Annotated in this window: 18 protein-coding genes; 15 read left to right on the plus strand and 3 right to left on the minus strand. The window is 68.5% G+C overall.

What is annotated here, in order from left to right:
• Window positions 1-483: 483 nt before the first annotated feature.
• The 4 genes from CF68_RS13345 to CF68_RS13360 are packed head-to-tail and all read left to right on the plus strand — an operon-like array spanning window position 484 to window position 7,091.
• Window positions 484-1,866, plus strand: a complete 1,383-nt coding sequence (locus tag CF68_RS13345; protein WP_035819496.1) for an HlyD family secretion protein — start codon at window positions 484-486, stop codon at window positions 1,864-1,866.
• Between the two features lie 27 nt (window positions 1,867-1,893).
• On the plus strand, window positions 1,894-3,246 hold the full coding sequence (locus tag CF68_RS13350) for a hypothetical protein (protein WP_035819498.1): 1,353 nt from the start codon (window positions 1,894-1,896) through the stop codon (window positions 3,244-3,246).
• A 2-nt stretch (window positions 3,247-3,248) separates the two neighbouring features.
• Window positions 3,249-5,210, plus strand: a complete 1,962-nt coding sequence (locus tag CF68_RS13355) for a glycosyltransferase (protein ID WP_035819499.1) — start codon at window positions 3,249-3,251, stop codon at window positions 5,208-5,210.
• A 48-nt stretch (window positions 5,211-5,258) separates the two neighbouring features.
• Entirely contained in the window at window positions 5,259-7,091 is a 1,833-nt protein-coding gene (locus tag CF68_RS13360; RefSeq protein WP_369798869.1) for an efflux transporter outer membrane subunit, read from the plus strand.
• Between the two features lie 28 nt (window positions 7,092-7,119).
• On the opposite strand, the gene CF68_RS13365 is transcribed toward CF68_RS13360, so the two are convergent.
• Both CF68_RS13365 and CF68_RS13370 read right to left on the minus strand, forming a co-directional pair.
• Window positions 7,120-8,337, minus strand: coding sequence for a DUF1624 domain-containing protein (locus tag CF68_RS13365; protein ID WP_035819501.1), 1,218 nt, complete (start codon window positions 8,335-8,337; stop codon window positions 7,120-7,122).
• A 2-nt stretch (window positions 8,338-8,339) separates the two neighbouring features.
• Entirely contained in the window at window positions 8,340-10,523 is a 2,184-nt protein-coding gene (locus tag CF68_RS13370) for a TonB-dependent siderophore receptor (RefSeq protein ID WP_035819504.1), read from the minus strand.
• 99 nt (window positions 10,524-10,622) lie between these two features.
• Between CF68_RS13370 and CF68_RS13375 the strand changes: the two genes are divergently transcribed.
• Complete coding sequence (locus tag CF68_RS13375) at window positions 10,623-11,045, plus strand: Fur family transcriptional regulator (protein WP_035819506.1); 423 nt, start codon at window positions 10,623-10,625, stop codon at window positions 11,043-11,045.
• Window positions 11,046-11,177: 132 nt separating this feature from the next.
• Window positions 11,178-12,053 (plus strand): DMT family transporter, encoded by an 876-nt coding sequence (locus CF68_RS13380; RefSeq protein ID WP_035819508.1) that lies wholly within the window; start codon window positions 11,178-11,180, stop codon window positions 12,051-12,053.
• On the opposite strand, the gene CF68_RS13385 is transcribed toward CF68_RS13380, so the two are convergent.
• Window positions 12,054-12,635 carry a GNAT family N-acetyltransferase gene (locus CF68_RS13385; RefSeq protein WP_035819509.1) on the minus strand — a complete coding sequence of 194 codons (582 nt, stop codon included), beginning with the start codon at window positions 12,633-12,635 and terminating at the stop codon, window positions 12,054-12,056.
• A gap of 78 nt (window positions 12,636-12,713) precedes the next feature.
• On the opposite strand from CF68_RS13385, the gene CF68_RS13390 reads away from it, so the two are divergent.
• From CF68_RS13390 to CF68_RS13430, 9 genes are all read left to right on the plus strand, one after another.
• Window positions 12,714-13,199 (plus strand): helix-turn-helix domain-containing protein, encoded by a 486-nt coding sequence (locus CF68_RS13390; RefSeq protein WP_035819511.1) that lies wholly within the window; start codon window positions 12,714-12,716, stop codon window positions 13,197-13,199.
• Window positions 13,200-13,517: 318 nt separating this feature from the next.
• Window positions 13,518-14,837 (plus strand): MFS transporter, encoded by a 1,320-nt coding sequence (locus CF68_RS13395; RefSeq protein ID WP_035819513.1) that lies wholly within the window; start codon window positions 13,518-13,520, stop codon window positions 14,835-14,837.
• Window positions 14,838-14,905: 68 nt separating this feature from the next.
• Complete coding sequence (gene nirB, locus CF68_RS13400) at window positions 14,906-17,467, plus strand: nitrite reductase large subunit NirB (RefSeq protein WP_035819516.1); 2,562 nt, start codon at window positions 14,906-14,908, stop codon at window positions 17,465-17,467.
• 26 nt (window positions 17,468-17,493) lie between these two features.
• Window positions 17,494-17,877 carry a nitrite reductase small subunit NirD gene (nirD, locus tag CF68_RS13405; RefSeq protein ID WP_035819518.1) on the plus strand — a complete coding sequence of 128 codons (384 nt, stop codon included), beginning with the start codon at window positions 17,494-17,496 and terminating at the stop codon, window positions 17,875-17,877.
• 58 nt (window positions 17,878-17,935) lie between these two features.
• Window positions 17,936-19,177 (plus strand): NAD(P)/FAD-dependent oxidoreductase, encoded by a 1,242-nt coding sequence (locus tag CF68_RS13410; protein WP_051591524.1) that lies wholly within the window; start codon window positions 17,936-17,938, stop codon window positions 19,175-19,177.
• Window positions 19,178-19,218: 41 nt separating this feature from the next.
• Window positions 19,219-21,948, plus strand: coding sequence for a nitrate reductase (locus tag CF68_RS13415; RefSeq protein ID WP_035819520.1), 2,730 nt, complete (start codon window positions 19,219-19,221; stop codon window positions 21,946-21,948).
• Window positions 21,949-22,042: 94 nt separating this feature from the next.
• Window positions 22,043-22,615: a dihydrofolate reductase family protein gene (locus CF68_RS13420; protein ID WP_235205762.1), complete on the plus strand. Its 573-nt coding sequence runs from the start codon at window positions 22,043-22,045 to the stop codon at window positions 22,613-22,615.
• Window positions 22,616-22,744: 129 nt separating this feature from the next.
• Complete coding sequence (locus CF68_RS13425) at window positions 22,745-23,752, plus strand: tripartite tricarboxylate transporter substrate-binding protein (protein ID WP_035819522.1); 1,008 nt, start codon at window positions 22,745-22,747, stop codon at window positions 23,750-23,752.
• A gap of 328 nt (window positions 23,753-24,080) precedes the next feature.
• Window positions 24,081-25,184: an MFS transporter gene (locus CF68_RS13430; protein WP_235205763.1), complete on the plus strand. Its 1,104-nt coding sequence runs from the start codon at window positions 24,081-24,083 to the stop codon at window positions 25,182-25,184.
• Window positions 25,185-25,228 lie beyond the last annotated feature (44 nt).

The raw sequence follows: 25,228 nt of genomic DNA on the forward strand, positions 1-25,228 counted from the left end.
TGCCAGGTTCAACACCTTCGCCAGCGTTGTCAAAACCCCGTCAACATGTGGCGCATTCGTCGTGCACCGCATGCCATGTTACTGCCGTATTAAGCAGTGCTACAGCCTCCCCTTACACATTTTTACAGCAAGGGACGGGGCAACTGACTAGCCTTTAACTCACACGCGGCGGCCTGAGTGCATGAATCTTTGCGTCAGCGGGCTGCCACTTCTTGGCCATTGACTGGCCATTGTTCAACTCTGCCCGGATGAAGCCGGGCTAATCCACGGGCCGCTTGTCGGCCCGATTGCAAGGTGCGCCGATACGGCCTGGCCACATCGCGCGTGCTGCAGACAACAAGCTGAATTGGGGACTTGCAAGCCGGGCATCGCGCGACAGCCCTTGCGCGACGCCACCCGCTTGCCTGCGAATACGCTCGACCGACTGCACCATGTGCAGCCGGCGGGGATGCTTTTTGACTTTGCTTGCCGGAGAACACCACCATGGGCGACCAGCGCAATAATCCGCCACCCAGACAACACCCGCTGACACCGGCTCCGCTGCGCCAGCCCCACGGCGACGGCCTGGTGCAACGCCCGCAGCCCGTTCCCGTGCCGCTCTGGCATATCGTGCCGCGCATGGCGGGCTACGGCGTGGTGCTGTTCATCATCTGGGCCGTGCTGACAATCATGTTTCCAAATGTGTTTACTCGCTCGTCGGAGCGGGCCGTGGTGAACAGCCCGGTCAGCCTGGTGACTTCGCCCGTGGAAGGCATCGTGATGAAGCAGATGGTGGCCGCGGGCCAGCCGTTTTCGGCCAACCAGGCGCTGATGGTCGTGCAGAACCCGAACATCGACCGTTCGCTGCTGGTCGACCTGACCGGCAAGAAGCTCGACAACCAGCAGCGCCACGACTCCGCCCGCGCCCGGCTTGAAAGCAACCGCCGGCTGATGGCCGCGACCGAACAGGACCTGCAGCGCTACAACAGCGCTGCGCAACGCGAGCACGGGGCGCGCGTGCGCGCCCTGGAGGCGCGCCTGGCATCGGCCAGGGCACAGGAGGACCAGCAGCAGGAAGTGGTCAACCGCAACCAGAGCATGCAGTGGGCCGGGGCCGTCAGCGAGGCCTACACCAATGCCTCGCGCTACCAGCTGTCGATGCTCACCAATGCCAAGGCGGCGGCCAAGGCCGAGCTCGATAACGCCGTCAGCGTGAGCGAGGCCGCGCGCAACAAGGTCTATGCCTCGTCCACCGACGGCCCCAGCGCCACGCTGGCCCAGCGGCGCCAGGTACTGGGCGCGGAATCGGCACAGCTGACGGCAGAGCTGGAACAACTGGAGGCCTATGGCAAGTCGGTCGACGAGATGATCGCCACGGAACAGGAACGCCTCGACCGGCTCTCCAACCTGGAGATCCGCTCAGCCGAGCCCGGCACCATCGAAGACCTGATCGCGCAGCCTGGCATGCGCGTGGCCGCCGGCGCCACCCTGGCGCGCGCCAGCAACTGCGCGCAGGCGCGCGTGGTGGCGGTGTTCCCGCGCAGCCTCAGCGACAACCTGCTGCCCGGTGCCCGGCTGAACGTGAATGTCGACGGCGTGCCCACGGCATTGCCGGCATCGGTGGCAGAGGTGCTGCCGCGCGCGCCGGACGGCGATCAGGCGCGTTACTTCGTGCCATTCCCGCCGATCGAGAAGAACGAGATCTATGTGATCGCCAAGCTCGACCGCCCGCTGGGCAACGTGCCCGGCAAGACTGGTGCGGCGTCAGGGGCGGCAGTACGGGCAGCGGCAGGGCCAACCCAGTCCGGCCATTGCGGCATGGGCCGCTGGGCGCGCGTGACGCTGAACCAGAGCTGGCTGGGCCAGCTGCGGGCATCGCTGATATAACTGCCGACGCAGGCAAAGGAGACCCGGATGCGACTACCGATCCCGACTGCACGCCTGCCCCGCCTGGTTGCCGGCGCGCTGCTTCCCGCCGTGCTCGCGCTGGCGCCAGGCGCGGCGCGCGCCGTCGAGCCTGCCCAGCAGACGCTGCTGGCCGACGGCTGCAAGACACTGGCCGAGCGCGTCAGCCGTGAAAGCGGCAACGGCCCCTTGTTTCTCGCCAGCTATGAGCCGGCGCCGGGCGGAGAGCCGCTGGCCGGGGCGCTGCGCAATGCCGCCTTCGTCTACGACAACGCGCTCGCCGGCATCGCGCTGGTGGCCTGCAAGCGTCCCGCCGAAGCGCGCCGCATTGCCGACGCCGTGCTGCAGGCGACCCGCCAGGACCGCCACTTCCGCGATGCGCGCCTGCGCAACGCCTACCGCGCCGGCCCGCTGCCGGCCGGCCCGGTGCCGCTGCCAGGCTGGTGGGACGAGCCCAGCAAGCGATGGTTTGAAGATGCCTACCAGGCCGGCACCGCCACCGGCAACGTGGCCTGGGCCGCGCTGCTGCTGCTGGCCGTGCATGACGCCACGCGCGATGCGCGCTACCTGGAGGGCGCCGCCGCGCTGATGGGCTGGGTGCATGCCACCGTGCCCGACACGGGCGCGCCCGCCGGCTATATCGGCGGCTTCTTCGGCCATGAGCCGAAGCAAACCCGCCAGGGCTGGAAATCGACCGAGCACAACGTCGATACCTATGCCGCCTTCAGCTGGCTCGCCAGCCAGCGCAACGATGCGCGCTGGCGTGATGGCGCGGCGCGCTCGCGCGGCTTTGTCGGCGCCATGTGGCAGGCGCGCGAGGGCCGCTTCATCATCGGCACGCGCGACGATGGGCGCGCGCCAAACGCCGGCCCGTCCGCGCTGGATGCGGTGCTGTGGCCGCTGATCGCGATCCCGGACCCGCCGCAGGACTGGCGCCGCAACCTGGCGTGGGTGGAGGCCAAGCACCGCGCCGGCGCGGGCTACGGCTTCAAGGGCGGCCCCGACGGCATCTGGACCGAAGGCACCGGGCAGGCCGCGCTGGTGCTGCAGGCCGCCGGGCAGGCGCAACAGGCGCAGCCACTGTGGCAGCTGCTGCTGTCGCAGCGGGCGCCGTCCGGGATGCTCTACGCCACGCCCGAGGCGCGCATCAGCACCGGGCTGTCGATCGGGCCAACCTCGACCACGGAAGACTTCCACTACTTCCACCTGCCCCACCTGGGCGCCACCGCATGGGCCGTGCTGGCCGCGGCGCGCTGGAACCCCTTCCGTCCGGGCGGATGCCTGGAACCGTCCTGCCCGCCGCCGGCCATTGCGGCCGCGGCACCGGCAACCGCCCCTACCAACACCGCCGCCAAGGAGTGACGATGTTCGCCCTGTTTCTGGAAAACCAGACGCTGCTGGTCATCAACGGCGGCGTGCTGCTGGCGATGGTGCTGCTCTCGATGCTGTGCCGGCAAGACCGGCCGGCGGACCGTGTGCTGTTCGGCGGCGTCACCGCCTTGCTGCTGGCGGTGTACCTGACCTGGCGCATCCGCGAAACGCTGCCCGACTGGCAGATGACCTTCGCCAGCGTGTGGGCCCATGTGTTCTTTGCCTTCGAATGCATGACGCTGGCCTATACGCTGCTGTCGATCGTGGTGCTGGCGCGCACCAGCAACCACACCCCCGACGCCGACGCGGGCGAGGCCGCCTTGCGCCGCGCCAGGCAGGTGCCGCCGGTGGACATCTTCATCGCCACCTACAACGAAGGCCTGGACATCCTGGAGAAGACCATAGTCTCGGCGCTGGCGATCGACTACCCGGACTTCCGCGTCTGGGTGCTGGACGACACCCGCCGCGACTGGCTGCGCGAGTTCTGCGAACGCGTCGGCGCGCACTACGTGACGCGCCCGGACAATGCCCACGCCAAGGCCGGCAATCTCAACAACGGCCTGCGCCACAGCGCCGCGGCCGGCGGCGCGCCCTACATCCTGGTGCTGGACGCCGACTTCGCGCCGCATCGCAATATCCTGCTGCGCACCGTGGGCCTGTTCAGCGATGCGCGCGTGGGCGTGGTGCAGACACCCCAGTTCTATTACAACGCGGATCCGATCCAGTACAACCTGCGCGCCACCGAATGCTGGGTCGATGAGCAACGCGCCTTCTTCGACGTGATGCAGCCGGCCAAGGACGCCTGGGGCGCGGCGTTCTGCATTGGCACCTCGTTCGTGGTGCGGCGCGACCTGATCGACCTGATCGGCGGCTTCCCCACCGGCACGGTGACCGAGGACATCCACCTGACCTACCGGCTGCTGCCGCACGGCTATATCACGCGCTGGCTCAACGAGCGCCTGAGCGTGGGGCTGTCAGCCGAAGGGCTGCCCGAGTACATCAGCCAGCGCAGCCGCTGGGGGCTGGGCACGATCCAGGTGGCGCTGACCGCGGACGGGCCGCTGCGCGGGCGCGGCTACACCGGGATGCAGCGGCTGCACTACGTGCACGGTCTGTTGCACTGGCTGTCGCGGCCATTCACGCTGATGCTGCTGGCGGGGCCGCTGCTGTACTGGTACCTCGGCGTCTCCACGCTGTACGGCGAGCCGCTGCAGTTCCTCGCCTACGGCCTGCCGGCGCTGGTGGCGTACTGGGCGTACAGCATCTGGATCACCGGCCAGCGCGCGCTGCCGATTTTCACCGAAGTCACGCAGATCGTGGCGGCGCTGGCCGTCACCGCATCGCTGGTGAGCGCGATGTTCAAGCCGTTCGGGCGGCCGTTCAAGGTGACCAACAAGGGGCTGGACCGCTCCAAGCTGGTGATCCACGGCAAGTTCGCGGCGCTGTACGCGGGGCTGCTGGGCTTCTCCGCGCTGGGACTGGGCCGCGCCCTGGTGGTGGACCCCGATGCGCAAGGTCTCGCCTTCAACACCATCTGGACCGGGGTGGCGCTGATGCTGTACCTGGCCTCGCTGCTGGTCTGCGTGGAACTGCCGCGCCCGCGCAAGGAAGAGCGCTTCCCGCACCGCGCGGCAGCGCTGCTGCGCGTGGATGGCAAGGAATACCGCGTCACCACCAGGGATCTTTCCTGCAACGGCGTGGCCGTCATCACGCCGCTGGCGCCGGCCATTCCCGCCGGCACCGAGGGCGCGCTGTGGCTGGCGCAGACCGGCTGGATCCCGTGCCGCGTGGTGCGCCGCGACGGCCAGTTGCTGGGCATCGCCCTGAACGCCGGCATGGCGGCGCGCCACGCGCTGATCCGGCTGCTGTTCACCGATCCCGCACACAACATTGCCCGGCAGGGGCAGCCCAAGCTGGCGCTGTCGCGCTTTGTGCGGCGCGCGCTGCTGGGCTGAACCATGCCTGATAACAATCACCACTCTCCGGAACCATCCATGCGAAGCCTGCCACGCCCCCGTACCCTGCCCCCGCCGCGCCTGCTGCTGCCCGGCGCACTCGTGCTGGCCCTTGCGGCCTGCACGCTCGAGCCGCAGTACCAGCGCCCCGACGCGCCGGTCCCGTCGGCCTGGCCCGAGGGCGCTGCCTACCGGACCCCGCAGGCCGGTGCGGCACAGCCGGGACAGCCGGCCCAACCCGCCGGCCCTTCGGCCGCGGACCTGGGATGGCGCGATGTTTTCGTCGACCCGCAACTGCGCCAGCTGATCGAACTGGCGCTGGCCAACAACCGCGACCTGCGCATGGCCACGCTTGCCATCGACGAAGCGCGCGCGCTGTACCAGATCGAGCGCGCGGCGCAGTTCCCCACGGTGGAAGGCAATGCCGGCATGGTCTCGCAGCGGCTGCCGCAACGGCTGCGCGCGGCGGGCCAGTCGCCGCAGATCACCACCTACAACGCGGGCATCGGCTTCACCGCGTTCGAGCTTGATTTCTTCGGCCGGGTGCGCAGCCTCAAGCATGCCGCGCTCGAGGAATACATGGCCACGGAAGAAGCGCGCCGCAGTGCGCAGATCAGCCTGGTGTCCGAGGTGGCCAACGCCTACCTGACGCTGCTGGCCGACCGCGCGCTGCTGAAGCTGTCGCAGGACACGCTGAAGACGCAGCAGGACGCGGCGGAGATGGTGCGGCGCGGGCGCCAGGTCGGTGCGATGGCGCAACTGGACCAGCATCGCGCGCAAACCCAGGTGCAGACCTCGCAGGTGGGCGTTGAGCAATACACGCGGCAGGTGGCGCAGGATGAGAACGCGCTGTCCTTGCTGATCGGCGGCCCGTTGCCGAAATCCGTGACCGATGCCGGCGCGGCAACTGCCAACGCCAACGCGGCCGCGCGAGATCCGCTGGACGCGCGCACCCTGGTGAGCGAGTTCCCCGAAGGGCTGCCGTCCAGCGTGCTGGTGCGCCGCCCCGACATCCTCAACGCCGAGCACCGCCTCAAGGCGGCCAACGCCAATATCGGCGCGGCACGCGCGGCGTTCTTCCCGCGCATCTCGCTGACCGGCGCGCTGGGCGTGGCCAGCAGCAGCCTGGCGGGGCTGTTCTCCGGCGGCATGGCATGGGTGTTCGCGCCGCAGCTGACCGTGCCGATCTTCGACGCCGGCCGCAACCGGGCCGGGCTGGATGCGGCCAACGTGCGCAAGGACATCAACGTCGCCAACTACGAGAAGACCATCCAGACCGCGTTCCGCGAGGTCGCCGACAGCATGGCGGCACGCGCCACCTATGAGCGCCAGGTGCAGGCGCAGGAAGCCCTGGTGCGCGAAGGCAGCGAGACCCGGCGGCTGTCGGAAATGCGTTTCAAGAACGGCGTGGACGACTACTTCGGCGTGTTCGACGCGCAGCGCCAGCTCTACACCGCGCAGCAGGCGCTGATCACGTACAAGCTGGCCGGCCTGACCAGCCGCGTATCGCTGTACAAGTCGCTGGGCGGCGGCTGGCGCGAGGTGACCGAGGCCGCCCCGGCGGCCAATGGTGGCGCACGCCAGGCACCCGCCGCGCGGCCTCAAGCCGCGGCACAGCCCCAGGCGGTGGCACGGCCTCAAGCCGTGGCGCAGCCTCCAGCCGTGGCGCAACCTCAGGCCGTAGCGCAACCTCAAGCCGTGGCACAACCCCAAGCCGTAGTGCGGCCCCAGGCCGTGGCGCAGCCCCAGGCCGCCGCACAGACTCAAGCCGTGGCACCGGCTCAGGCAGCAGCCCAGCCCCAGGCCGCAGCGCAACCTCAGGCTCCGGCGCAATCCCCGGCGGCGGCACAGCCGGCACCCGTCGCGGCTACGCCGCGCTGAGCCGGGGCGAACGGGACCCAGGCGCTGGTCAGAAGTACTTCAGCCAGCGCCAGTCCCGCCGCCTGGCCTTCAGCGCCGCGAACCAGCGCACCGCCGGCCACAGCGCCAGGGCCAGCACGGCCGCCCCCAGCCACAGCTGCCAGACGTGGTCAAGGCCGAACACCTTGCCCTGGTTCAGGCCCCAGCGGTGCACGCAGGCCTGGTACAGCCCCTGCAGCACGTAGAGGTGCAGCAGGTAGAAGAACATCGGCACGGCCCCGAATACGGCCAGGCGACGCGCGATCCAGCCGTCCTGCGCACGCTCCAGCCACACCAGCAGCAACCAGCCCACGCCCAGCGTCAACAGCAGGAACAGCAGCGACGGCGGGTATTTGGTGACGTTGAGGAAGCTCATCGCGGTATGCAAGGCGTCGCTGCCCGACAGCCACTTCTGCTCCTGCCCGTAGCCGTTCAGCGCGCGCAGCACCGCAAAGCCTGCCAGCGCCGCCAGCCCGCATCCAGCCAGCCGCCGCTGCCGTACCCCGGCAGGCACCGTGGCGGCAAACCAAGGCCCCGCCGCATAGCCCAGCGCGATCACGCCGATCCACGGCAGCACCGGGTATGAGGTGCGCACCCTGAAGCCGTCAGTCAACTCGATCCAGGTGCGGTCGTGCAGGATGGCCCAGGGCACGTGCCAGGCGCTGTCCACGGGGAAATGCAGCGGGCTCAGCAGGTTGTGGCCGGCCACCAGCGCAATGCCCGCGGCAATCAGCGCCGCCCGCGGCAGCCACACCAGTGCCGCCAGCGCCATCATGCTCAGGCCGATGGCCCAGATCACCTGCAGGTAGATCACCTGCGGCGGCAAGGTCCCGGTCCAGGCCAAGCCGACCAGCGTCACCTCCAGCACCACCAGGAACACGCCGCGCTTGAGCAGGAAGGCGCTGACGGCGCGCCGGTCGTGGCCGGCGGCACCGTACAGCCACGCCGATACGCCGGCCAGCCAGATGAAAACCGGTGCGCACAGATGCGCGGCGAGCCGGCTGAAGAAAAGTGCCGGGGAGGTCGTGGCGACATCCATGGGATCGGCCACCTGGACGTGCAGGAAGAACATGTCCCGCACGTGGTCCAGCAGCATGATCAGGATCACCAGTCCGCGCAGAGCGTCGATGGACAGCAGCCGGCCGCCGGCCGGCCGCGCGACCGCGGCAGAAGGGAAGACTGTCGGAGAAGACAGGGGCGCGGCAGTGCGCACCTTGGCTGGCAGCATCGTCAATAGCTCAGTTGCACGCCCAGCCGCACGCTGCGGCCCGCGCCCGGCGCAATCCACAGGCTGCTGTACGAGCTGGCGTAATTGGTCTTGTCGAACAGGTTGCCCACGTTGAGCGACACGCGCAAGTTGCGGCTGTATTGCCAGTAGCCATGCAGGTCCACCAGCACATAGGCCGGCAGCGAGAAGCTGTCCTGCACATCGCCCGGACGCCGCCCCACGTAACGCAGGCCGGCACCAACGCCATAGCGCTGGCCCACCGGCGCGGCATCCTCGTACACCGCCAGCACGCTGCCGCTGGTGCGCGGCACGTTGGACAGCGGCGTGCCGGCGGCAAGCCGCGTGTCCTGCGTGATCTCGGCATCGGTCAGCGCAAAGCTGCCCGATACGCGCCAGTGGCTGCCAAGCTGCCCGGCCACGTCCAGCTCCAGGCCGCGGCTGCGCGCTTCTCCGGCGGCGATATAGAAAGACGGATCGGACGGGTCGGTGGCCAGCACATTGCGCTTGCGGATCTCAAAGATGGCCAGCGTGGCGCCGGTGCGGCGGTCGTCGCTGTCGTACTTGATGCCGGCCTCCACGGCGCGGCCGCGCTCGGGGTCGAACGGCTGGCCCGCGGCGTCGGCGCCGGCATTGGGACGGAATGACTGGCTGGCATTGGCAAACAGCGACACGTTCTGGCTGGCCAGGTAGCTCACGCCCACGCGCGGCGACACCGCGTTCTGGTGCTGCGTGGTGCGCGTGCCGCGCAGGTGGTTGTCCAGCGACTGCTCGAAGGCGTCAAAGCGCACGCCGGCCAGCACGCGCCAGCGCTCGCCCAGGCTCAGCTGGTCCTGCGCATAGGCGCCGAGATTGCGCTGGCGCTCGTACGTGTCCATGTTCCACGGCATCGGCGGCGCCGGCTGGCCATAGGCCGGCTCGTAGATGTCGATCGCGTACGGCGCCGCGGCGCTGGGGTTCTTGCGCAGGATCGCCATGGTATTGCCGAAGCGGTAGGCATCCACCCCCATCAGCAGTTCATGTCCGACCGGGCCGGTGCTGAACTTGCCGGTCACGCTGGCCTGCAGCGAGACATCGTCCGACTGGAAGTCGCGGTAGCGGCGCTGGCGCCAGAGCGTGCGGCCATCGGCGGCCAGTGAAGTCGCCTCGCTGCTATGCCCCGTCAGTGCGCCGCCGCGGTACGACAGGCCGAGCCTGCCCTTCCAGTTTGGATTGAACTGGTGCTCAACGCTGAGCTGGTGCGACTGGCTGTCCAGCCGCATGTCGCCGTCGCCGGGCTCGCCCAGGAAGCGCGAGCGCGGGATGCGGCCCAGCTGTCCGTTGACGGCCACCACGCCGCGGTCCATCGGCGTGGTGTAGCGCTGGAATTCGGCGGCGTACTGCAGCACGGTGTCGTTACCGAGCGTCCAGGTGAACGACGGCGCCACCAGGTAGCGCTGGCTGTTGATGTAGTCGCGCGTGCTGCCCTGGTGGTCGGCCACGGTGATCAGCCGGCCGGCCACGTTCTCGCCGAGCGGGCCGGTGACGTCGGCCGTGGCACGATAGCCGTCGCGCGTGCCAAGCTCGAAGCCATAGCGCTGCGCGGCCCGGAACTGCGGCTGGCGCGTGACCACGTTGAAGGTGCCGCCCGGTTCGCTGGTGCCGTACAGCGATGACGTCGGGCCCTTGAGCACTTCCACGCGCTCGATCGTGGCCGCATCCATCGGCGCGGTATAGCCGCGGTTGGCGGCAAAGCCGTTGACCAGGTAGCCCGCGCCGGTGTTCTCATGGCCGGTGAAGCCGCGCATGGCGAAGTTGTCCCACAGGCCGCCGAAATTGTTCTGGCGCGCAATGCCGCTGACATAGTCGAAGGTCTGGTCGAAACGGGTCGCGGCAATGTCGTCCAGCATGGCGCGCGGCACCACGCGCACTGACTGCGGAATTTCGCGCAGCGGCGTGTCGGTGCGGGTCGCGCCGGAGGCGTCGGGCGGGTTGTATGATGCGGAGGCCGTGCCGACCACAGACACCGCCGGCAGCGTAATATCGGAGGCCTCGGCGGTATCCGCGGCCTCGGCCAGCCCGGACATCGCCAGCATCAGGGCGGCCACCGGCCGCAATGAACGCGCCTGGACCGGGCGCAGCTCTGGCACAACAGGCAGGAACGAAAACGGCGCGCGGCGCCGGGCACGGCTGAGCTGCGCAAGCAGCATAAGGAACACCCCAATAAAAACGAGTCGCGGCGGCGGCCATCCGACTGGCAAACCGCAGCGACCCACTAATGATAATAATTTCTCATTAAGATTTTAGGCATGGAACGCATGACCCGTCAACGCGGCGCCGTCATCGACGCGCTGCGCGAAGCCGGCCGGCCCCTGAGCCCGACCGAGATCCTGGCCGCGGCCCAGCGCCAGGTGCCCTCACTGGGACTGGCCACGGTCTATCGCAACATCCGCGCGCTGGTGGAAGGCGAGCAGGTGCATGCCGTCGAACTGCCGGGCCAGCCGGACCGCTATGAATTGTCGGAAGTGCCGGGTGCCGCGACCCACCGGCACTATTTCCAGTGCCTGTCGTGCGACCGCGTCTTCCCGCTGGAAGGGTGCCCCGGGCATCTGGAAGAGATCACGCCACCGGGTTTCGAAGTGGAGCACCACGAGCTGACCCTGCTGGGGCGTTGCCCGGACTGCGCCAGCAAACCCGGCAAGCGGCGCAAGGCGGCGGTACGGGACCACTGAACAGCGGGCGTACTCGGGGCACGGCCAACTGTACTGAGCCACTGGTTCACACCTGTATATGGCGCCCGCGCCGTGCTTGCCGCATGATGCGGCAGCATTGCACAGGCCACGCCAAAAAACAGGATCCCCAAATTGCCGCAAACCGCCGCCCACCGTCGCTCGACCCTGCTCGCCGTGCTGGCCCTGACCGGCTCGATGGCCTCGCTGTGCATCGGCACCTCTTTTGCCAAGAGCCTGTTCTCGGCGCTCGGGGCGCAGGGCACCACGGCGCTGCGGGTGAGCTTCTCCGCGCTGATCCTGCTGTGCGTCTGGCGCCCGTGGCGCATCCCGCTGACGCGAACCAACGCGCGCGCGATCGCGCTGTACGGCGCGGCGCTGGGCGCGACCAACCTGCTGTTCTACATGTCGCTGCGCACCATCCCGCTGGGGCTGGCGATCGCGATCGAGTTCACCGGGCCGCTGGCGGTCGCGGTGCTGTCGTCGCGGCGCGCGATCGATTTCCTGTGGATCGCCTTTGCGGTGGCCGGGCTGCTGCTGTTGCTGCCGGTGGGCGATGCCGCCGGTACGCTCGATCCGGTGGGCATCGGCTATGCGCTGGCCGCGGGCGTGGGCTGGGCGCTGTATATCGTGTTCGGGCAGATGGCGGGCAACGCCCACGGCGGGCAGGCCACCTCGCTGGGGCTGACCATGGCGGCGCTGGTGGTGCTGCCGTTCGGGCTCGCGCATGCGGGCACCGCGATGTTCAGCCCGACGCTGCTGCTGTTCGGGCTGGCGGTGGGCATCCTGTCGAGCGCGATTCCCTATTCGCTGGAGATGGTGGCGCTCAAGCGCCTGCACCGGCGCACCTTCGGCATCCTGCTGAGCATGGAGCCGGCGATGGGCGCGCTGGCCGGCCTGGCGTTCCTGCATGAACAGCTGAGCGCGCTGCAATGGCTGGCGATCGCCAGCATCATCACTGCCTCGGTCGGTTGCACCATGACCTCGCGCGGCAAGCGCGAAGCCAGTTGATCAGTGCGCGCCGAACCAGTCCGCCGGCAGCCGCTGTGGGCTGCGCGCCGGCTGGCCAAGCGCCAGCGTGACTTCATGCAGGTAGCTGTCCTCCGGATTACGGCGGCTGGCAAAGCCGAGGCCGCGCAGGATGGCCAGCATGCGGCGGTTCTCGCTGAGCACGTCGCCGCGCAGGGTGCGCAGGCCGGCCGCGCGGGCCAGCTCGCACAGCCTGGCGATCAGGCGCCGCCCCAGTCCCTGCCCTTGCCAGCCGTCGGCAACGACCACGGCAAATTCCCCGACCTGCCCGGACACCACGTATTCCGCACTGGCGACAATGGCTGATACACCATCTTCGTCCGGCGCCTCGACCACCAGCGCCACGCCGCCCGGCCCGGGCGCGGCCAGGCCGTCGACAATCCCGTCCACCACGCGCCCGCCGGTCAGGAAGCGGAAGTAGCGGCTTTCACGCGAGAGCCCGTCCACCAGTGCGCGCAGCGCCCCGCCATCCTGTGGCCGCGTGAAGCGCAGCGTGACCTGCACGCCCCGTCCCACCGTCCAGCTTTCCGCCTTGCCCGTGCGGGCTTCGCCTTGATCTTCCATCCTGGCACCATCTGGATTCATAATTTGTAGTCAGAGTATAGGAGATAACCTGACTTTTGCAAATGAAGTCAGCGTGCTATGCTTGCCGGCATCATGACCCTCAATGCGTCCGACCTCCGCCACTGCTCGATTGCCGCCACGCTGTCGCTGATTGGCGAAAAGTGGACGATCCTGATCCTGCGCGACGTCTTCCACGGCGTGACGCGCTTCGACGACTTCCTGCGCCGGCTGGAATGCTCGCCGGCGGTGCTGTCCGCGCGCCTCAAGACGCTGACCGACGCCGGCCTGCTGCGCAAGGTCGGCTACCGCGAGCCCGGCGAGCGCGAACGCTTCGAATACCGCCCCACCCGCGCCGCCGTGGAATTGCTGCCGGTGCTGGTCGGCCTGATGCAGTGGGGCGACGGCCATATGACGCCTGCCGGCGAAGGCCCGGTGCAGATCCGCTCGCGCGCCAGCGGCAAGCTGGTGCGCGCGGCATTGGTCGACGAGGACGGCGTGGAAGTATCGCCGCGCGATATGCGGATCGTCCCCGTCAACGCCCACTCCCCGGCTTCGGACCAGTAGCACCAAGCGCGGTGCTGCATCGCACCAGCGCAGCCCACCGCACTGCACCATGAGTGTGCCGCCAGCCCGGCGGCCGCCCCACCACAGCGCATCCCGGCATCACTCGCCGCACCCCAGCGCAACAAACCCCCACTCACCGTCACATACCGGCCTGGCACACCCCTTGCGTAACAGGGTACGGGCCCGTCAACGGCGACCGGCCCACCCCACATACGCAGCCCCTATCCCATGTAGTGGCTGTCAGGACAACGGCGTCCCCTGAACTGGCCTGAGCGGCCTGGTCTGCGGGACGCCATTTGTTTTTTGGAGCCAAGGACGATGACCGCCAAAGCCACCCGCATCGAGCTGCTGAGCTTTAAGACCCCGCAGATGCGCGCCTTCCACCTGACCTGGATGGCGTTCTTCGTCTGCTTCTTTGCGTGGTTTGCCTGCGCGCCGCTGATGCCTGTGCTCAAGGGCGAGTTCGGCCTGACCCCGGGCCAGATCGCCAACATCAATATCGCTGCGGTGGCGGTGACCATCCTGGTGCGCCTGGTGATTGGCCCGATGTGCGACCGCTTCGGCCCGCGCAAGACCTATACCGGCCTGCTGGCGCTGGGCGCGCTGCCGGTGCTGGGCGTGGCGCTGGCACAGAACTATGAGACCTTCCTGATCTTCCGCCTGCTGATCGGCGCAGTCGGCGCCAGCTTTGTGATCACGCAGTACCACACCTCGGTGATGTTCGCGCCCAACGTGGTCGGCACCGCCAACGCGGCCGCGGCCGGCTGGGGCAATGCCGGCGGCGGCGCCGCACAGGCCATCATGCCGCTGCTGCTGGCCGCCGTGCTGATGCTCGGCGCCGACCACGCGTTCGGCTGGCGCTTCGCCCTGCTGGTGCCGGGCGTGCTGATGCTGATCATGGCCGTCGTCTACTGGCGCTTCACCCAGGACTGCCCGGACGGCAACTACTCTGACCTGCGCGCCCGCGGCATCGCCATCACCGGCAAGGACGGTGGCAAGGGCGGCGGCTGGGCCAGCTTCCGCGCCGCCAGCGCCAACTATCGCGTGTGGCTGCTGTTCATCACCTACGGCGCCTGCTTCGGCGTGGAGATCTTCATCCACAACATCGCCGCCTCGTATTACGTCGACCGGTTCGGCCTGAGCCTGAAGGCCGCCGGCATGGCCGCCGCGAGCTTCGGCCTGCTGGCGCTGTTTGCCCGCGCCCTGGGTGGCTGGCTGTCGGACAAGGCGGCGCGCCGCCGCGGCCTGGACGCACGCGCCACGCTGCTGTTCGTGCTGATCCTGGGCGAAGGCCTGGGCCTGCTGTGGTTCGCGCAGGCCGGCAGCGTGACGCTGGCCGTGGTCGCGATGCTGCTGTTCGGCCTGTTCACTCACATGGCCTGCGGCGCGACCTACGCCCTGGTGCCCTTTATCGACCGCAAGGCGCTGGGCGGCGTGGCCGGCATCATCGGCGCGGGCGGCAACGTGGGCGCCGTCGCCGCGGGCTTCCTGCTCAAGGGCCTGGGCGACCTGCAGCACACGCTGACGGTGCTGGGCGTGCTGGCCACCATCGCCGCACTGTGCGCCATCGCCATCCGCTTCAGCGCCGAGCACAAGGCCCAGGAGCAGGCGCTGTACGACAGCGCGCTGGCCAACTGAATCCCCTGCATCGCGCCCCACAGCACAACACAAGCAGCAAAGACTGACTACCGGACAAGGAAAGCATCATGAAACTGATCATCGTCGGCCACGGCATGGTGGGTCACAAGTTCCTGGAATGCCTGGCGGAAGCCGGCGCGCAGAACGTGGAAGTGACCGTGCTGTGCGAAGAACCGCGTCCCGCCTACGATCGCGTGCACCTGTCCGAATTCTTCGCCGGCAAGTCAGCCGAGGACCTGTCGCTGGTGCCCGCCGGCTTCTTCGAGCAGCACAACAACATGCTGCTGCGCCTGAACGCGCGTGCGGTTGAGATCGACCGCGCCGCGCGCACGGTGAAGGTGTCGACCGGCGAGACCCTGTCCTATGACAAGCTGATCCTGGCCACCGGCTCCTACCCCTTCGTGCCGCCGGTGCCGGGCAAGGACCGCAAGGACTGCTTTGTCTATCGCACCATCGAAGACCTGGAAGCGATGCGCGAATGCGGTGCGCGCTCGAAGACCGGCGTGGTGGTCGGCGGTGGCCTGCTCGGCCTGGAGTGCGCCAAGGCGCTGCGTGACATGGACCTGCAGACGCACGTGGTCGAGTTTGCGCCGCGCCTGATGGCGGTGCAGGTCGACGAAGGCGGCGGCCGCATGCTGCGCCAGAAGATCCATGGCCTGGGCGTGACCGCGCATACCGGCAAAAACACGGTGGAGATCATCGACGGCGAAGACGGCACCCACCGCATGGTGTTTGCCGACGGCACCCACCTCGACACCGACATGATCGTGTTCTCGGCCGGCATCCGCCCGCGCGACGAACTGGCCCGCGCCAGCGGCCTGAACGTCGGCGAGCGCGGTGGCATCGCGGTGGACAACAACTGCCGCACCTCCGACCCGGACATCTACGCCATCGGCGAATGCGCGCTGTGGCAAGGCAAGATCTACGGCCTGGTCGCGCCGGGCTACGACATGGCCCGCGTCGCCGTGCGCCACCTGCAGGGCGAAGCCGCCGAGTTCGGCGGCGCCGACATGAGCACCAAGCTCAAGCTGATGGGCGTGGACGTGGCCAGCATCGGCGATCCGCACGGCACCGTGCCCGGCAGCCGCATCTACCAGTTCAGCGACGACCGCAAGGAGGTCTACAAGAAGCTGGTGGTGTCCGACTGCGGCAAGTACCTGCTGGGCGGCGTGCTGATCGGCGACGCCAGCGAGTACGGCACGCTGCTGCAGATGATGCTGAACAAGATCGAGCTGCCCGAGTCCCCCGAGTTCCTGATCCTGCCCGACAGCAGCGGCAAGGCCAAGCCGGCGCTGGGCGCCGATGCCCTGCCCGACACCGCCCAGATCTGCTCGTGCAACAACGTCTCCAAGGGCGAGATCTGCGGCGCCGTGTGCGACGGCGCCACCAGCATCGGCGCGCTCAAGACCTGCACCAAGGCCGGCACCGCCTGCGGCGGCTGCGTGCCGCTGGTCACGCAGATCATGAAGGCCGAAATGAAGAAGCAGGGCATGGCCGTCAACAACCATCTCTGCGAGCACTTCCCGTACTCGCGCCAGGAGCTGTATCACCTGGTGCGCGTGGGCAAGTTCAAGACCTTCGATGCGCTGCTGGAAGCGCATGGCAAGGGCATGGGCTGCGACATCTGCAAGCCCGCGGTGGGCAGCATCCTGGCCTCGTGCTGGAACGAGTTCGTGCTCAAGGAAGAGCACGCCAGCCTGCAGGACTCCAACGACTACTACCTGGCCAACATCCAGAAGGACGGCACCTACTCGGTGGTGCCGCGCATGCCGGGCGGCGAAGTCACGCCCGAGGGCCTGATCGCGGTCGGCCAGGTCGCCAAGAAGTACGGCCTGTACACCAAGATCACCGGCGGCCAGCGCGTGGACCTGTTTGGTGCACGCGCCGAGGAACTGCCCTTCATCTGGGAAGAGCTGATCGCCGCCGGCTTTGAATCGGGCCATGCCTACGGCAAGGCGCTGCGCACGGTGAAGTCGTGCGTGGGCTCCACGTGGTGCCGCTATGGCGTGGGCGATTCGGTGGGCCTGGCGATCGAGCTGGAGAACCGCTACAAGGGCCTGCGCGCACCGCACAAGATCAAGTTCGGCGTGTCCGGCTGCACCCGCGAATGCGCCGAGGCGCAGGGCAAGGACGTTGGCGTGATCGCCACGGACAAGGGCTGGAACCTGTACGTGTGCGGCAACGGCGGCATGAAGCCGCGACATGCAGAGCTGCTGGCCAGCGACCTCGACCACGACACCCTGGTGCGCTACATCGACCGCTTCCTGATGTTCTACGTGCGCACCGCCGACCGCCTGCAGCGCACCAGCGTCTGGCGCGACAACCTGGAAGGCGGCCTGGATTACCTCAAGGCCGTGGTGCTGGACGACAAGCTGGGCCTCGCCGCCGAGCTGGAAGCCGAGATGCAGCACGTGGTCGACACCTACGAAGACGAGTGGAAGAAGGCCGTGACCGATCCCGAGACGCGCAAGCGCTTCCGCCACTTCGTCAACAGCGACCGCCGCGACGACAACGTTGCCTTCATCGAAGAGCGCGGGCAGATCCGCCCGGCCACGCCGGAGGAACGGAAATTGCATCGTTCCCGCCTGAGCCACATCCCCGTGGTGTCCATGCCCGCGAAAGCAGCCTGACCGTGCCCGCAAACAAGGAGAACGTGATGAGCCATCCCCACCATCCCGAAACCTGGACCGCCGTCTGCACCGTACGCGATATCGTGCCCAATACTGGTGTGTGCGCACTGGTGGACGACAAGCAGGTCGCCGTGTTCCGCATCGGCCGTGGCGACGAGGTCTACGCCATCGACAACTTCGATCCCAACTCGCAGGCCGCGGTACTGTCGCGCGGGCTGGTCGGCAACCTGGGCGAGCGCCTGGTGGTGGCTTCGCCGATCTACAAGCATCACTTCGACCTGCGCACCGGCGAGTGCCTGGAAGCCCCCGAACATTCGGTCAACGCTTATGCCGCACGCGTCTATGACGGCAAGGTCTGGATCGCCGCCGGCGTGGCCGTGAGCGAGGCCGAGGAAGAACTCGCCGCCTGACACCGGCGCCCATTTGATGTTCCCCCTGTCCTCAAGCCACGCCAACGGAGATGCCGGCATGACGCCTTCCGCCAACCCCCAAGCCCGCCCGCGCCTGGTCGTCGTCGGCAACGGCATGGCCGGCATGCGCACTGTGGAGGAGCTGCTCAGGCTCGCCCCGGACCTGTACGACATCACGGTGTTCGGGGCCGAGCCGCACGGCAACTACAACCGCATCCTGCTGTCGCCGGTGCTGGCCGGCGAGAAGACAGTGGCGGACATCATGCTGAATACGCGCGAGTGGTACGCCGAGCATGGCATCGAACTGCTTGCCGGCGATCCGGTGGTGGCCATCGACCGCCCGCGCCGCATCGTGCGCTCGGCCTCCGGCCGCGAAGTGCGCTACGACCGCCTGCTGCTGGCCACCGGCTCCAAGCCCTTCATCCTGCCGGTGCCGGGGCACCAGCTCGACGGCGTGATCGCCTTCCGCGATATCCAGGACGTGGAGACCATGCAGCAAGCCGCGCGCGACCACCGCCATGCGGTGGTGATCGGCGGCGGCCTGCTCGGCCTGGAGGCCGCCAACGGGCTGCTGCGCCAGGGCATGGACGTGACCGTGGTGCACCTGCCCGACAGCCTGATGGAGCGCCAGCTCGACAAGCCCGCTGCCACGCTGCTCCAGGGCGCGCTCGAACGCAAGGGCCTGCGCTTCCTGCTGGGCGCTCAGACCGCGGAGATCCTCGGCACCGACCGCGTCACCGGCGTGCGCTTCAAGGACGGCAGCGAGATCCCCGCCGACCTGGTGGTGATGACCGCGGGCGTGCGCCCCAATATCGAGCTGGCCGCCGGCGCCGGCCTGCACTGCGAGCGCGCCATCGTAGTCGACGACACGTTGCAGACCTATGATCCGCGCATCTACGCCGTGGGCGAATGCGTGCAGCATCGCCAGGCCACCTTCGGCCTGGTGGCGCCGATCTGGGATCAGGCGCGCGTGTGCGCCGCGCACCTCGCCGGCGCCGGCCATCGCCACTACGTGCAGCAGGCCACCGCGACTAAACTGAAAGTGACTGGCGTGGACCTGTACTCCGCCGGCGACTTCATCGGCGCCGAAGGCAGCGAAGACCTGGTGCTGCGCGATCCGCGCCGCGGCGTCTACAAGCGCCTGGTGCTGCAGGACGGTTATCTGGTCGGCGCCGTGCTGTACGGCGACGTGCAGGACGGCCCCTGGTACTTCGACATGATCCAGCGCCGCACGCCGGTGGGCGCGCTGCGCCAGCGCCTGCTGTTCGGTCAGGCGCAGTGCGAAGCGCTCGCCGCATAAGCATCACCGTAAGCCATACAACGCCCCCGCACGGAGAACGCGTGAACCTGTCCGACATCCCGGTCGTCTCGGCGACCCTGACCACCACCACCGCCACCACCTGCCCGTACTGCGGCGTCGGCTGCGGCGTGCGCGCCACCGTGCGTGCCGACGGCCAGGTCGAGATCGCGGGCGACGCGCAGCATCCGTCCAATCACGGCCGACTGTGCGTGAAAGGCTCGGCGCTCGGTGAAACCGTGGACCTGGAAGGCCGCCTGCTCCACCCCAAGGTGCGCGGCACCGATGGCTCCCTGCAGCAAGTCTCGTGGGACCATGCGCTGGACACCGTAGCGCAAGGCTTCTCGGACATCGTCCGCCGCCACGGCCCGGATTCGGTTGCGCTCTATGTCTCGGGCCAGCTGCTGACCGAGGACTACTACATCGCCAACAAGCTGATGAAGGGCTTCATCGGCAGCGCCAATATCGACACCAACTCGCGCCTGTGCATGTCGTCGGCAGTGGCCGGCCACAAGCGCGCCTTCGGCGAAGACCTGGTGCCGGGCAACTACGAAGACCTGGAACTGGCCGACCTGGTGGTGCTGGTGGGTTCCAACACCGCGTGGTGCCATCCGATCCTGTTCCAGCGCCTGTCCCAGGCCAAGGAAGCGCGCCCCGAGATGAAGATCGTGGCGATCGATCCGCGCCGCACCGCCACTTGCGAACTGGCCGACCTGCACCTGGCGATCCGCCCGGGCACCGACGTGTGGCTGTTCAACGGGCTGCTGAGCTACCTGGCGCGCGAAGGCCGCACCAACGCCGCCTTCGTCGCCGCCAGCACCGCGGGGCTGGATGACGCCCTGCAGGCCGCGGACGCGGCCTGCGCCGATCCCGCTGCCGTGGCCCGTGCCTGCAAGCTGAACGTGCAGGACGTGCTGGCGTTCTACCAGCTGTTCGCGCAAACCGAAAAGACCGTGACAGCCTTCTCGCAAGGCGTCAACCAGTCGTCGGCCGGCACCGACAAGGTCAACAGCATCATCAACTGCCACCTGCTGACCGGCCGCATCGGCGCCCCGGGCATGGGCCCGTTCTCGCTCACCGGCCAGCCCAATGCAATGGGCGGGCGCGAGGTCGGCGGCCTGGCCAACATGCTGGCCGCGCACATGGAACTGGCCAACCCGCTGCATCGCGACGTCGTGCAGAGCTTCTGGCAATCGCCGGTGGTGGCCGACCGGCCGGGCCTGAAGGCGGTGGAACTGTTCGAGGCCATCGAAGCCGGCCGCGTCAAGGCGGTCTGGGTGATCGCCACCAACCCGGTGGTGAGCCTGCCCGACGCCGACCAGGTGCGCCGCGCGCTGGCCAGGTGCGAACTGGTGGTCACCAGCGACATCATCGAGCGCACCGACACCAACGCCGCCGCGCACGTGCTGCTGCCCGCGCTGGGCTGGGGCGAGAAAGACGGCACCGTTACCAACTCGGAACGGCGCATTTCCCGTCAGCGCGCCTTCCTGCCCGCGCCCGGCGAAGCGCGCGCCGACTGGCAGATCCTGTGCGACGTCGCGCGCCGCATGGGCTTTGACGGCTTCGATTATGCGGGCGTGCATGAGATTTTCGACGAGCATGCGCGCCTGAGCGCCTGGCGCAACGATGCCGCACCGCGCGTGTTCGACATCGGCGGGCTGGCCGGCCTGGACCAGGCGCACTATGACGCGCTGGAGCCCGTGCAATGGCCACTGCCCGCGGGCGCTCCGGCCGGCGCCGGCACGCAGCGCCTGTTTGCCGACGGGCGCTACGCCCATGCCGACGGCCTGGCCCGCATTGTCGCTACGCCGCCGCGCGCGCCGGCCCACGCGCCCGACGACGATTTCCCGCTGATCCTCAACACCGGCCGCGTGCGCGACCAATGGCACACCATGACGCGCACCGGCAAGTCGGCCAAGCTGGCCGACCACCTGCCCGAGCCCTTCGTCGACATGCACCCGCAGGACGCGCTGCTGTCCGGCGTGGGCGAAGGCAAGCTCGCGCGCGTCAGCACGCGCTGGGGCGCGATGGTGGCACGCGTGCGCCATGGCGGCGGCATCCCGCGCGGCAGCGTGTTCGTGCCGATCCACTGGAACGGCCAGTTCAGCTCCGACGCACGCGTCGGCGCACTGGTCAATCCCGTGGTCGATCCCGTTTCCGGCGAGCCCGAGTTCAAGCACACGCCGGTGCGGGTGGAGCCATTCGGCGTGAACTGGCACGGCTTCGTGCTGAGCCGCGGCGCGCTGCCCGCGGAAGCGCTGACCTACTGGACGCGCGTGCAGGGCCGCCAGTTCCAGCGCTATGAATTCGCCGGCCGCGACACCGTGGCCGACCGCACCACCTGGGCCCGCGCGCTGCTCGGCGTGACCGACCCGGACGCCGACTGGCTCGAGTACGAGGACCGCACCGCCGGCGTCTACCATGCAGGCTATGTCGTCAACGACCGGCTTGAAGCGTGCGTCTACGTGTCGACGCGGCCCGAGCTGCCCTCGCGCGCGTGGCTCGCCGGCCTGTTCGGCCGCGAGCGGCTGGAAGACGCCGACCGCATCGGCCTGCTGCTCGGCCAGCCGATGGAGAAAGGCGCCGACACCGGCCCGACGGTGTGCTCGTGCTTTGGCGTGGGCCGCAACACCATCTGCGACGCCGTGCGCAAGCACGACCTGAAGACGCCCGCGGAGATCACCGCCTGCGTCAAGGCCGGCGGCAACTGCGGCTCGTGCGTGCCGGAACTGAAGAAGCTGCTGGTGGAAGTGCGCGTGGCCGAAGTCGCCTGAGCGGTGCAGTGGCGGGACAATCGGGTTAGCATGGCGGCCCGGATCCGGCAGGCTGACCGCAGCTTCCCCGGATCGCCCCGACCCGGAGCGAGTCTTGACCACTGCACCGAACCTGCGCTTCTCTGTCTTTATCGCCACCAGCCTCGACGGCTTCATCGCCCGCGCCGACGGCGACCTGGACTGGCTGCTGTCCGCCACCACCTCCACCGACGACCACGGCTACGCCGCCTACATGCAGTCGGTCGACACGCTGCTGCTGGGGCGCAATACCTACGAGAAAGTCCTGACCTTCGACCCCTGGCCCTATGCGGGCAAGCGGGTGATGGTCATGAGCAACACCCTGGCGGCCGACGCCGTGCCGCCAGCCCTGGCCGATGATGTGCGCCTGCTGCGCGGCACGGTGGGCGAAGCCGCCGCGGCACTGGCCGCGGCCGGTGCCGCCAGTGTCTATGTCGACGGCGGCAAGCTGATCCAGTCCTTCCTGGCCGATGGGCTGATCGATACGCTGACAATCACCCGCATCCCGGTGCTGATCGGCCATGGCATCCCGCTGTTCGGAGATGCCGGACACGACATCCAGTTGGCTCACCTGCGCACCACCACCTACGAAAGCGGTTTCGTGCAAAGCACATACCGCGTGGTCGCCCCCCACGGCCAGCAGGCCTGATCTTTCATCGGGGATTAGGCACCCTTCACGAGAACCAGATTGTGGTCGCTGCGGCATGCCCCCATGCTAGCCGCGCAACCCCGACAAGCCGCTCCGGACTCACGGTGCGGCACCAATCTGGAGACAGCAATGAAGGATGCGAAGGATTTGCACGCCGGGCCACGATGGCTGGCGGGCGTGATGGTGATGGCCTCGGCGCTGGCTGGCACAAGCGGCGCGGCGGCGGCTGACGCCTACCCCGGCAAGCCGATCACGCTGGTCGTCCCCTACTCCGCCGGCGGCCCGACCGATGTCGTGGCACGCACACTGGCGCAGGCGATGTCGCAGGATCTCGGCCAGAGCGTGGTGGTGGAAAACCGCACCGGCGCCGGCGGCACCGTGGCTGCCGCCTTTGTCGCCCGCGCACAGGCGGACGGCTATACGCTGCTGATCCACCATAACGGCATGGCGACCGCGCCGGCACTGTACAAGAAGCTGTCCTACGCGCCGCTGAAGGATTTCGAGTATCTCGGCCAGGTGGCGGACGTGCCGATGACCCTGATGGGCCGCAAGGACCTGCCGGCCAAGACCGTGCCGGAACTGATCCGCTACGTGACGCAGAACAAGGACAAGGTGTCGCTGGCCAATGCCGGGCTCGGCGCCGTGTCGCAGCTATGCGGCGTGCTGTTCGAGCAATCGGTCCACGTCAAGCTCAATGCGATCCCTTACCAGGGCGCCGGCCCCGCGCTGACCGCGCTGCTGGGCGGCCAAGTCGACCTGCTGTGCGACCAGACCACGGCCACGCTGCCGCATATCCAGGCCGACCGCGTGCGCCTGTTCGGCGTGACCACGCCGGCGCGGATCAAGGCGCTGCCCAGTGCGCCAACGCTGCAGGAAGGCGGTCTCAAGGGCTTTGACGTCAAGGTCTGGCACGGCATCTACGCGCCCAAGGGCACGCCGCCCGCTGCGGTGGCGCGGCTGACCAAGGCGCTGCAGAAGGGGCTGCAAGATCCCGTGGTAATCAAGAAGCTCGATGGCCTGGGTGCGGAAATCGTGCCGGTCGACAAGCAGACGCCGGAAGGCCTGCGCACGCTGCTCAAGGCTGAGAGCGACAAGTGGCAGCCGCTACTGAAGTCGATGCAGATCGAAGCCGATTAAGGATCTTGTCGGCCGTGCCGCCGGGGCCTGGCACCGGCGGCATGTCACCCTAAGGCCGGCATTACGATAAAATCATCCCGACTTCCTGGCGATCTTTCTACATCGCCAATTCTCGCAGTACCCGGTGCCCGCTCGCCCCCTCTTCGCGCCCGACTCAGCGGCGCATTCATTTTCCGGATTTACCCACTGTTAGCCGGTGATGCCGTCTTGTTGCGTCGCGTTTTGCACGTCTCGGCCGGTATCGCTACGTCCCCTCAATGTTGAAGTCCGAGGAGGCTTCCCCATGCCATCTCCCTGCCTGCTGCCCGTGCTTGCCCTCGCCGTATGCATGGTCGGCGCTGCCGAATTCATGCTGTCACCGATGCTGGCGCCACTTGCAGACGCCTTTGCCACCACCCCGGCGCGCGCATCGGGACTGGTATCTGCCTATGCGCTTTCCTATGCCGTCGCCGCGCCGCTGATGGGCTGGTTCTCCGATCGTGCCGGACGGCGCCGCGTGCTGCTGGCTGCATTGCTGCTGTTCGCGCTGGATGGCATCGCCCTCACGCTCGTGCCTACGCTGCATGCCGCCATGGCATTGCGTATCCTCGGCGGTCTCGCCGCCGCGGCCACGATTCCCACCGTCTTCGCATTGATCGCGGATCTGGTTCCCCCGGCGCGGCAGGCCGGCGCCATGGGCAGCGTCATGCTGGGCATGACCGCTGGCATTGCGGCAGGCCCGGCAGTGGCCGGGGTGCTGGCCGACGGATTCGGCTGGCGCGCGCCCTTCCTTGTCACCGCCGGAGGTTGCCTGGCAGCCTTTCTTGCCGGCTGCCATGTACTTCCACACAATCTGCCGCGTAGCGGCGATTCCCAGGAAAAATTCAGGAACACCCCGACATCTTCAAGCATCCTGCTGCCATTGATCGCGAAAGGCGCCTGGAATGGAAGTGCCGTGGCGGGCTATGTACTGGCGGGGGAAGTGCTGCGGCTGCGTTACGGGCTCGGCGTGGCCGGCGTCGGCGCGGCACTATCGGTGTTCGGCCTCGGCCTGGCCGTCGGCAATCTGCTGGCAGGACGTGCCAGCCAATGCTTCGCGCGCGAGGAAAGTGTTCTGATGTTGGCCACCGCGCTTGTCGCCGTGGCCATGACCCTGTTCACGACAGCCATCATGGGGTTGCCCGGGTCGCTTGGCTGCCTGCTGGCATGGGGCGCGGCACTCGGCATCGCGGCGCCATCGAGCACCGCCATCCTGGCTCGGCGCGCTGCCGCGGCAAAGGGACAGGTTCTGGCCGTCTCGGAAAGCATCAACAACCTGGCTGTGCTGATGCTGATGCCGGTTGCGGCCGGCTCACTGGCAGTGCACGGCACCGTGCCAGCCGCATTGCTGGTTGGAGGCTGCTGCCTGGCCGGCGTTGCGCTGACTGTCGCGGACCGGCGGATGACGGCATGAAGGGCGCGGGTGTGATACTCCGCCGCGCCAAAGCAAAAACCCCC

It is taken from the genome of Cupriavidus sp. SK-4 (assembly GCF_000611125.1).
Taxonomy (GTDB): Bacteria; Pseudomonadota; Gammaproteobacteria; order Burkholderiales; family Burkholderiaceae; genus Cupriavidus; species Cupriavidus necator.

Coding starts and splice junctions, on each gene's coding strand:
- CF68_RS13345 (WP_035819496.1), top strand. CDS start 484: ATGGGCGACCAGCGCAATAATCCGCCACCCAGACAACACCCGCTGACA.
- CF68_RS13350 (WP_035819498.1), top strand. CDS start 1,894: ATGCGACTACCGATCCCGACTGCACGCCTGCCCCGCCTGGTTGCCGGC.
- CF68_RS13355 (WP_035819499.1), top strand. CDS start 3,249: ATGTTCGCCCTGTTTCTGGAAAACCAGACGCTGCTGGTCATCAACGGC.
- CF68_RS13365 (WP_035819501.1), bottom strand. CDS start 8,337: ATGCTGCCAGCCAAGGTGCGCACTGCCGCGCCCCTGTCTTCTCCGACA.
- CF68_RS13370 (WP_035819504.1), bottom strand. CDS start 10,523: ATGCTGCTTGCGCAGCTCAGCCGTGCCCGGCGCCGCGCGCCGTTTTCG.
- CF68_RS13375 (WP_035819506.1), top strand. CDS start 10,623: ATGGAACGCATGACCCGTCAACGCGGCGCCGTCATCGACGCGCTGCGC.
- CF68_RS13385 (WP_035819509.1), bottom strand. CDS start 12,635: ATGGAAGATCAAGGCGAAGCCCGCACGGGCAAGGCGGAAAGCTGGACG.
- CF68_RS13390 (WP_035819511.1), top strand. CDS start 12,714: ATGCTTGCCGGCATCATGACCCTCAATGCGTCCGACCTCCGCCACTGC.
- CF68_RS13395 (WP_035819513.1), top strand. CDS start 13,518: ATGACCGCCAAAGCCACCCGCATCGAGCTGCTGAGCTTTAAGACCCCG.
- nirB (WP_035819516.1), top strand. CDS start 14,906: ATGAAACTGATCATCGTCGGCCACGGCATGGTGGGTCACAAGTTCCTG.
- nirD (WP_035819518.1), top strand. CDS start 17,494: ATGAGCCATCCCCACCATCCCGAAACCTGGACCGCCGTCTGCACCGTA.
- CF68_RS13410 (WP_051591524.1), top strand. CDS start 17,936: ATGACGCCTTCCGCCAACCCCCAAGCCCGCCCGCGCCTGGTCGTCGTC.
- CF68_RS13425 (WP_035819522.1), top strand. CDS start 22,745: ATGAAGGATGCGAAGGATTTGCACGCCGGGCCACGATGGCTGGCGGGC.
- CF68_RS13430 (WP_235205763.1), top strand. CDS start 24,081: ATGGTCGGCGCTGCCGAATTCATGCTGTCACCGATGCTGGCGCCACTT.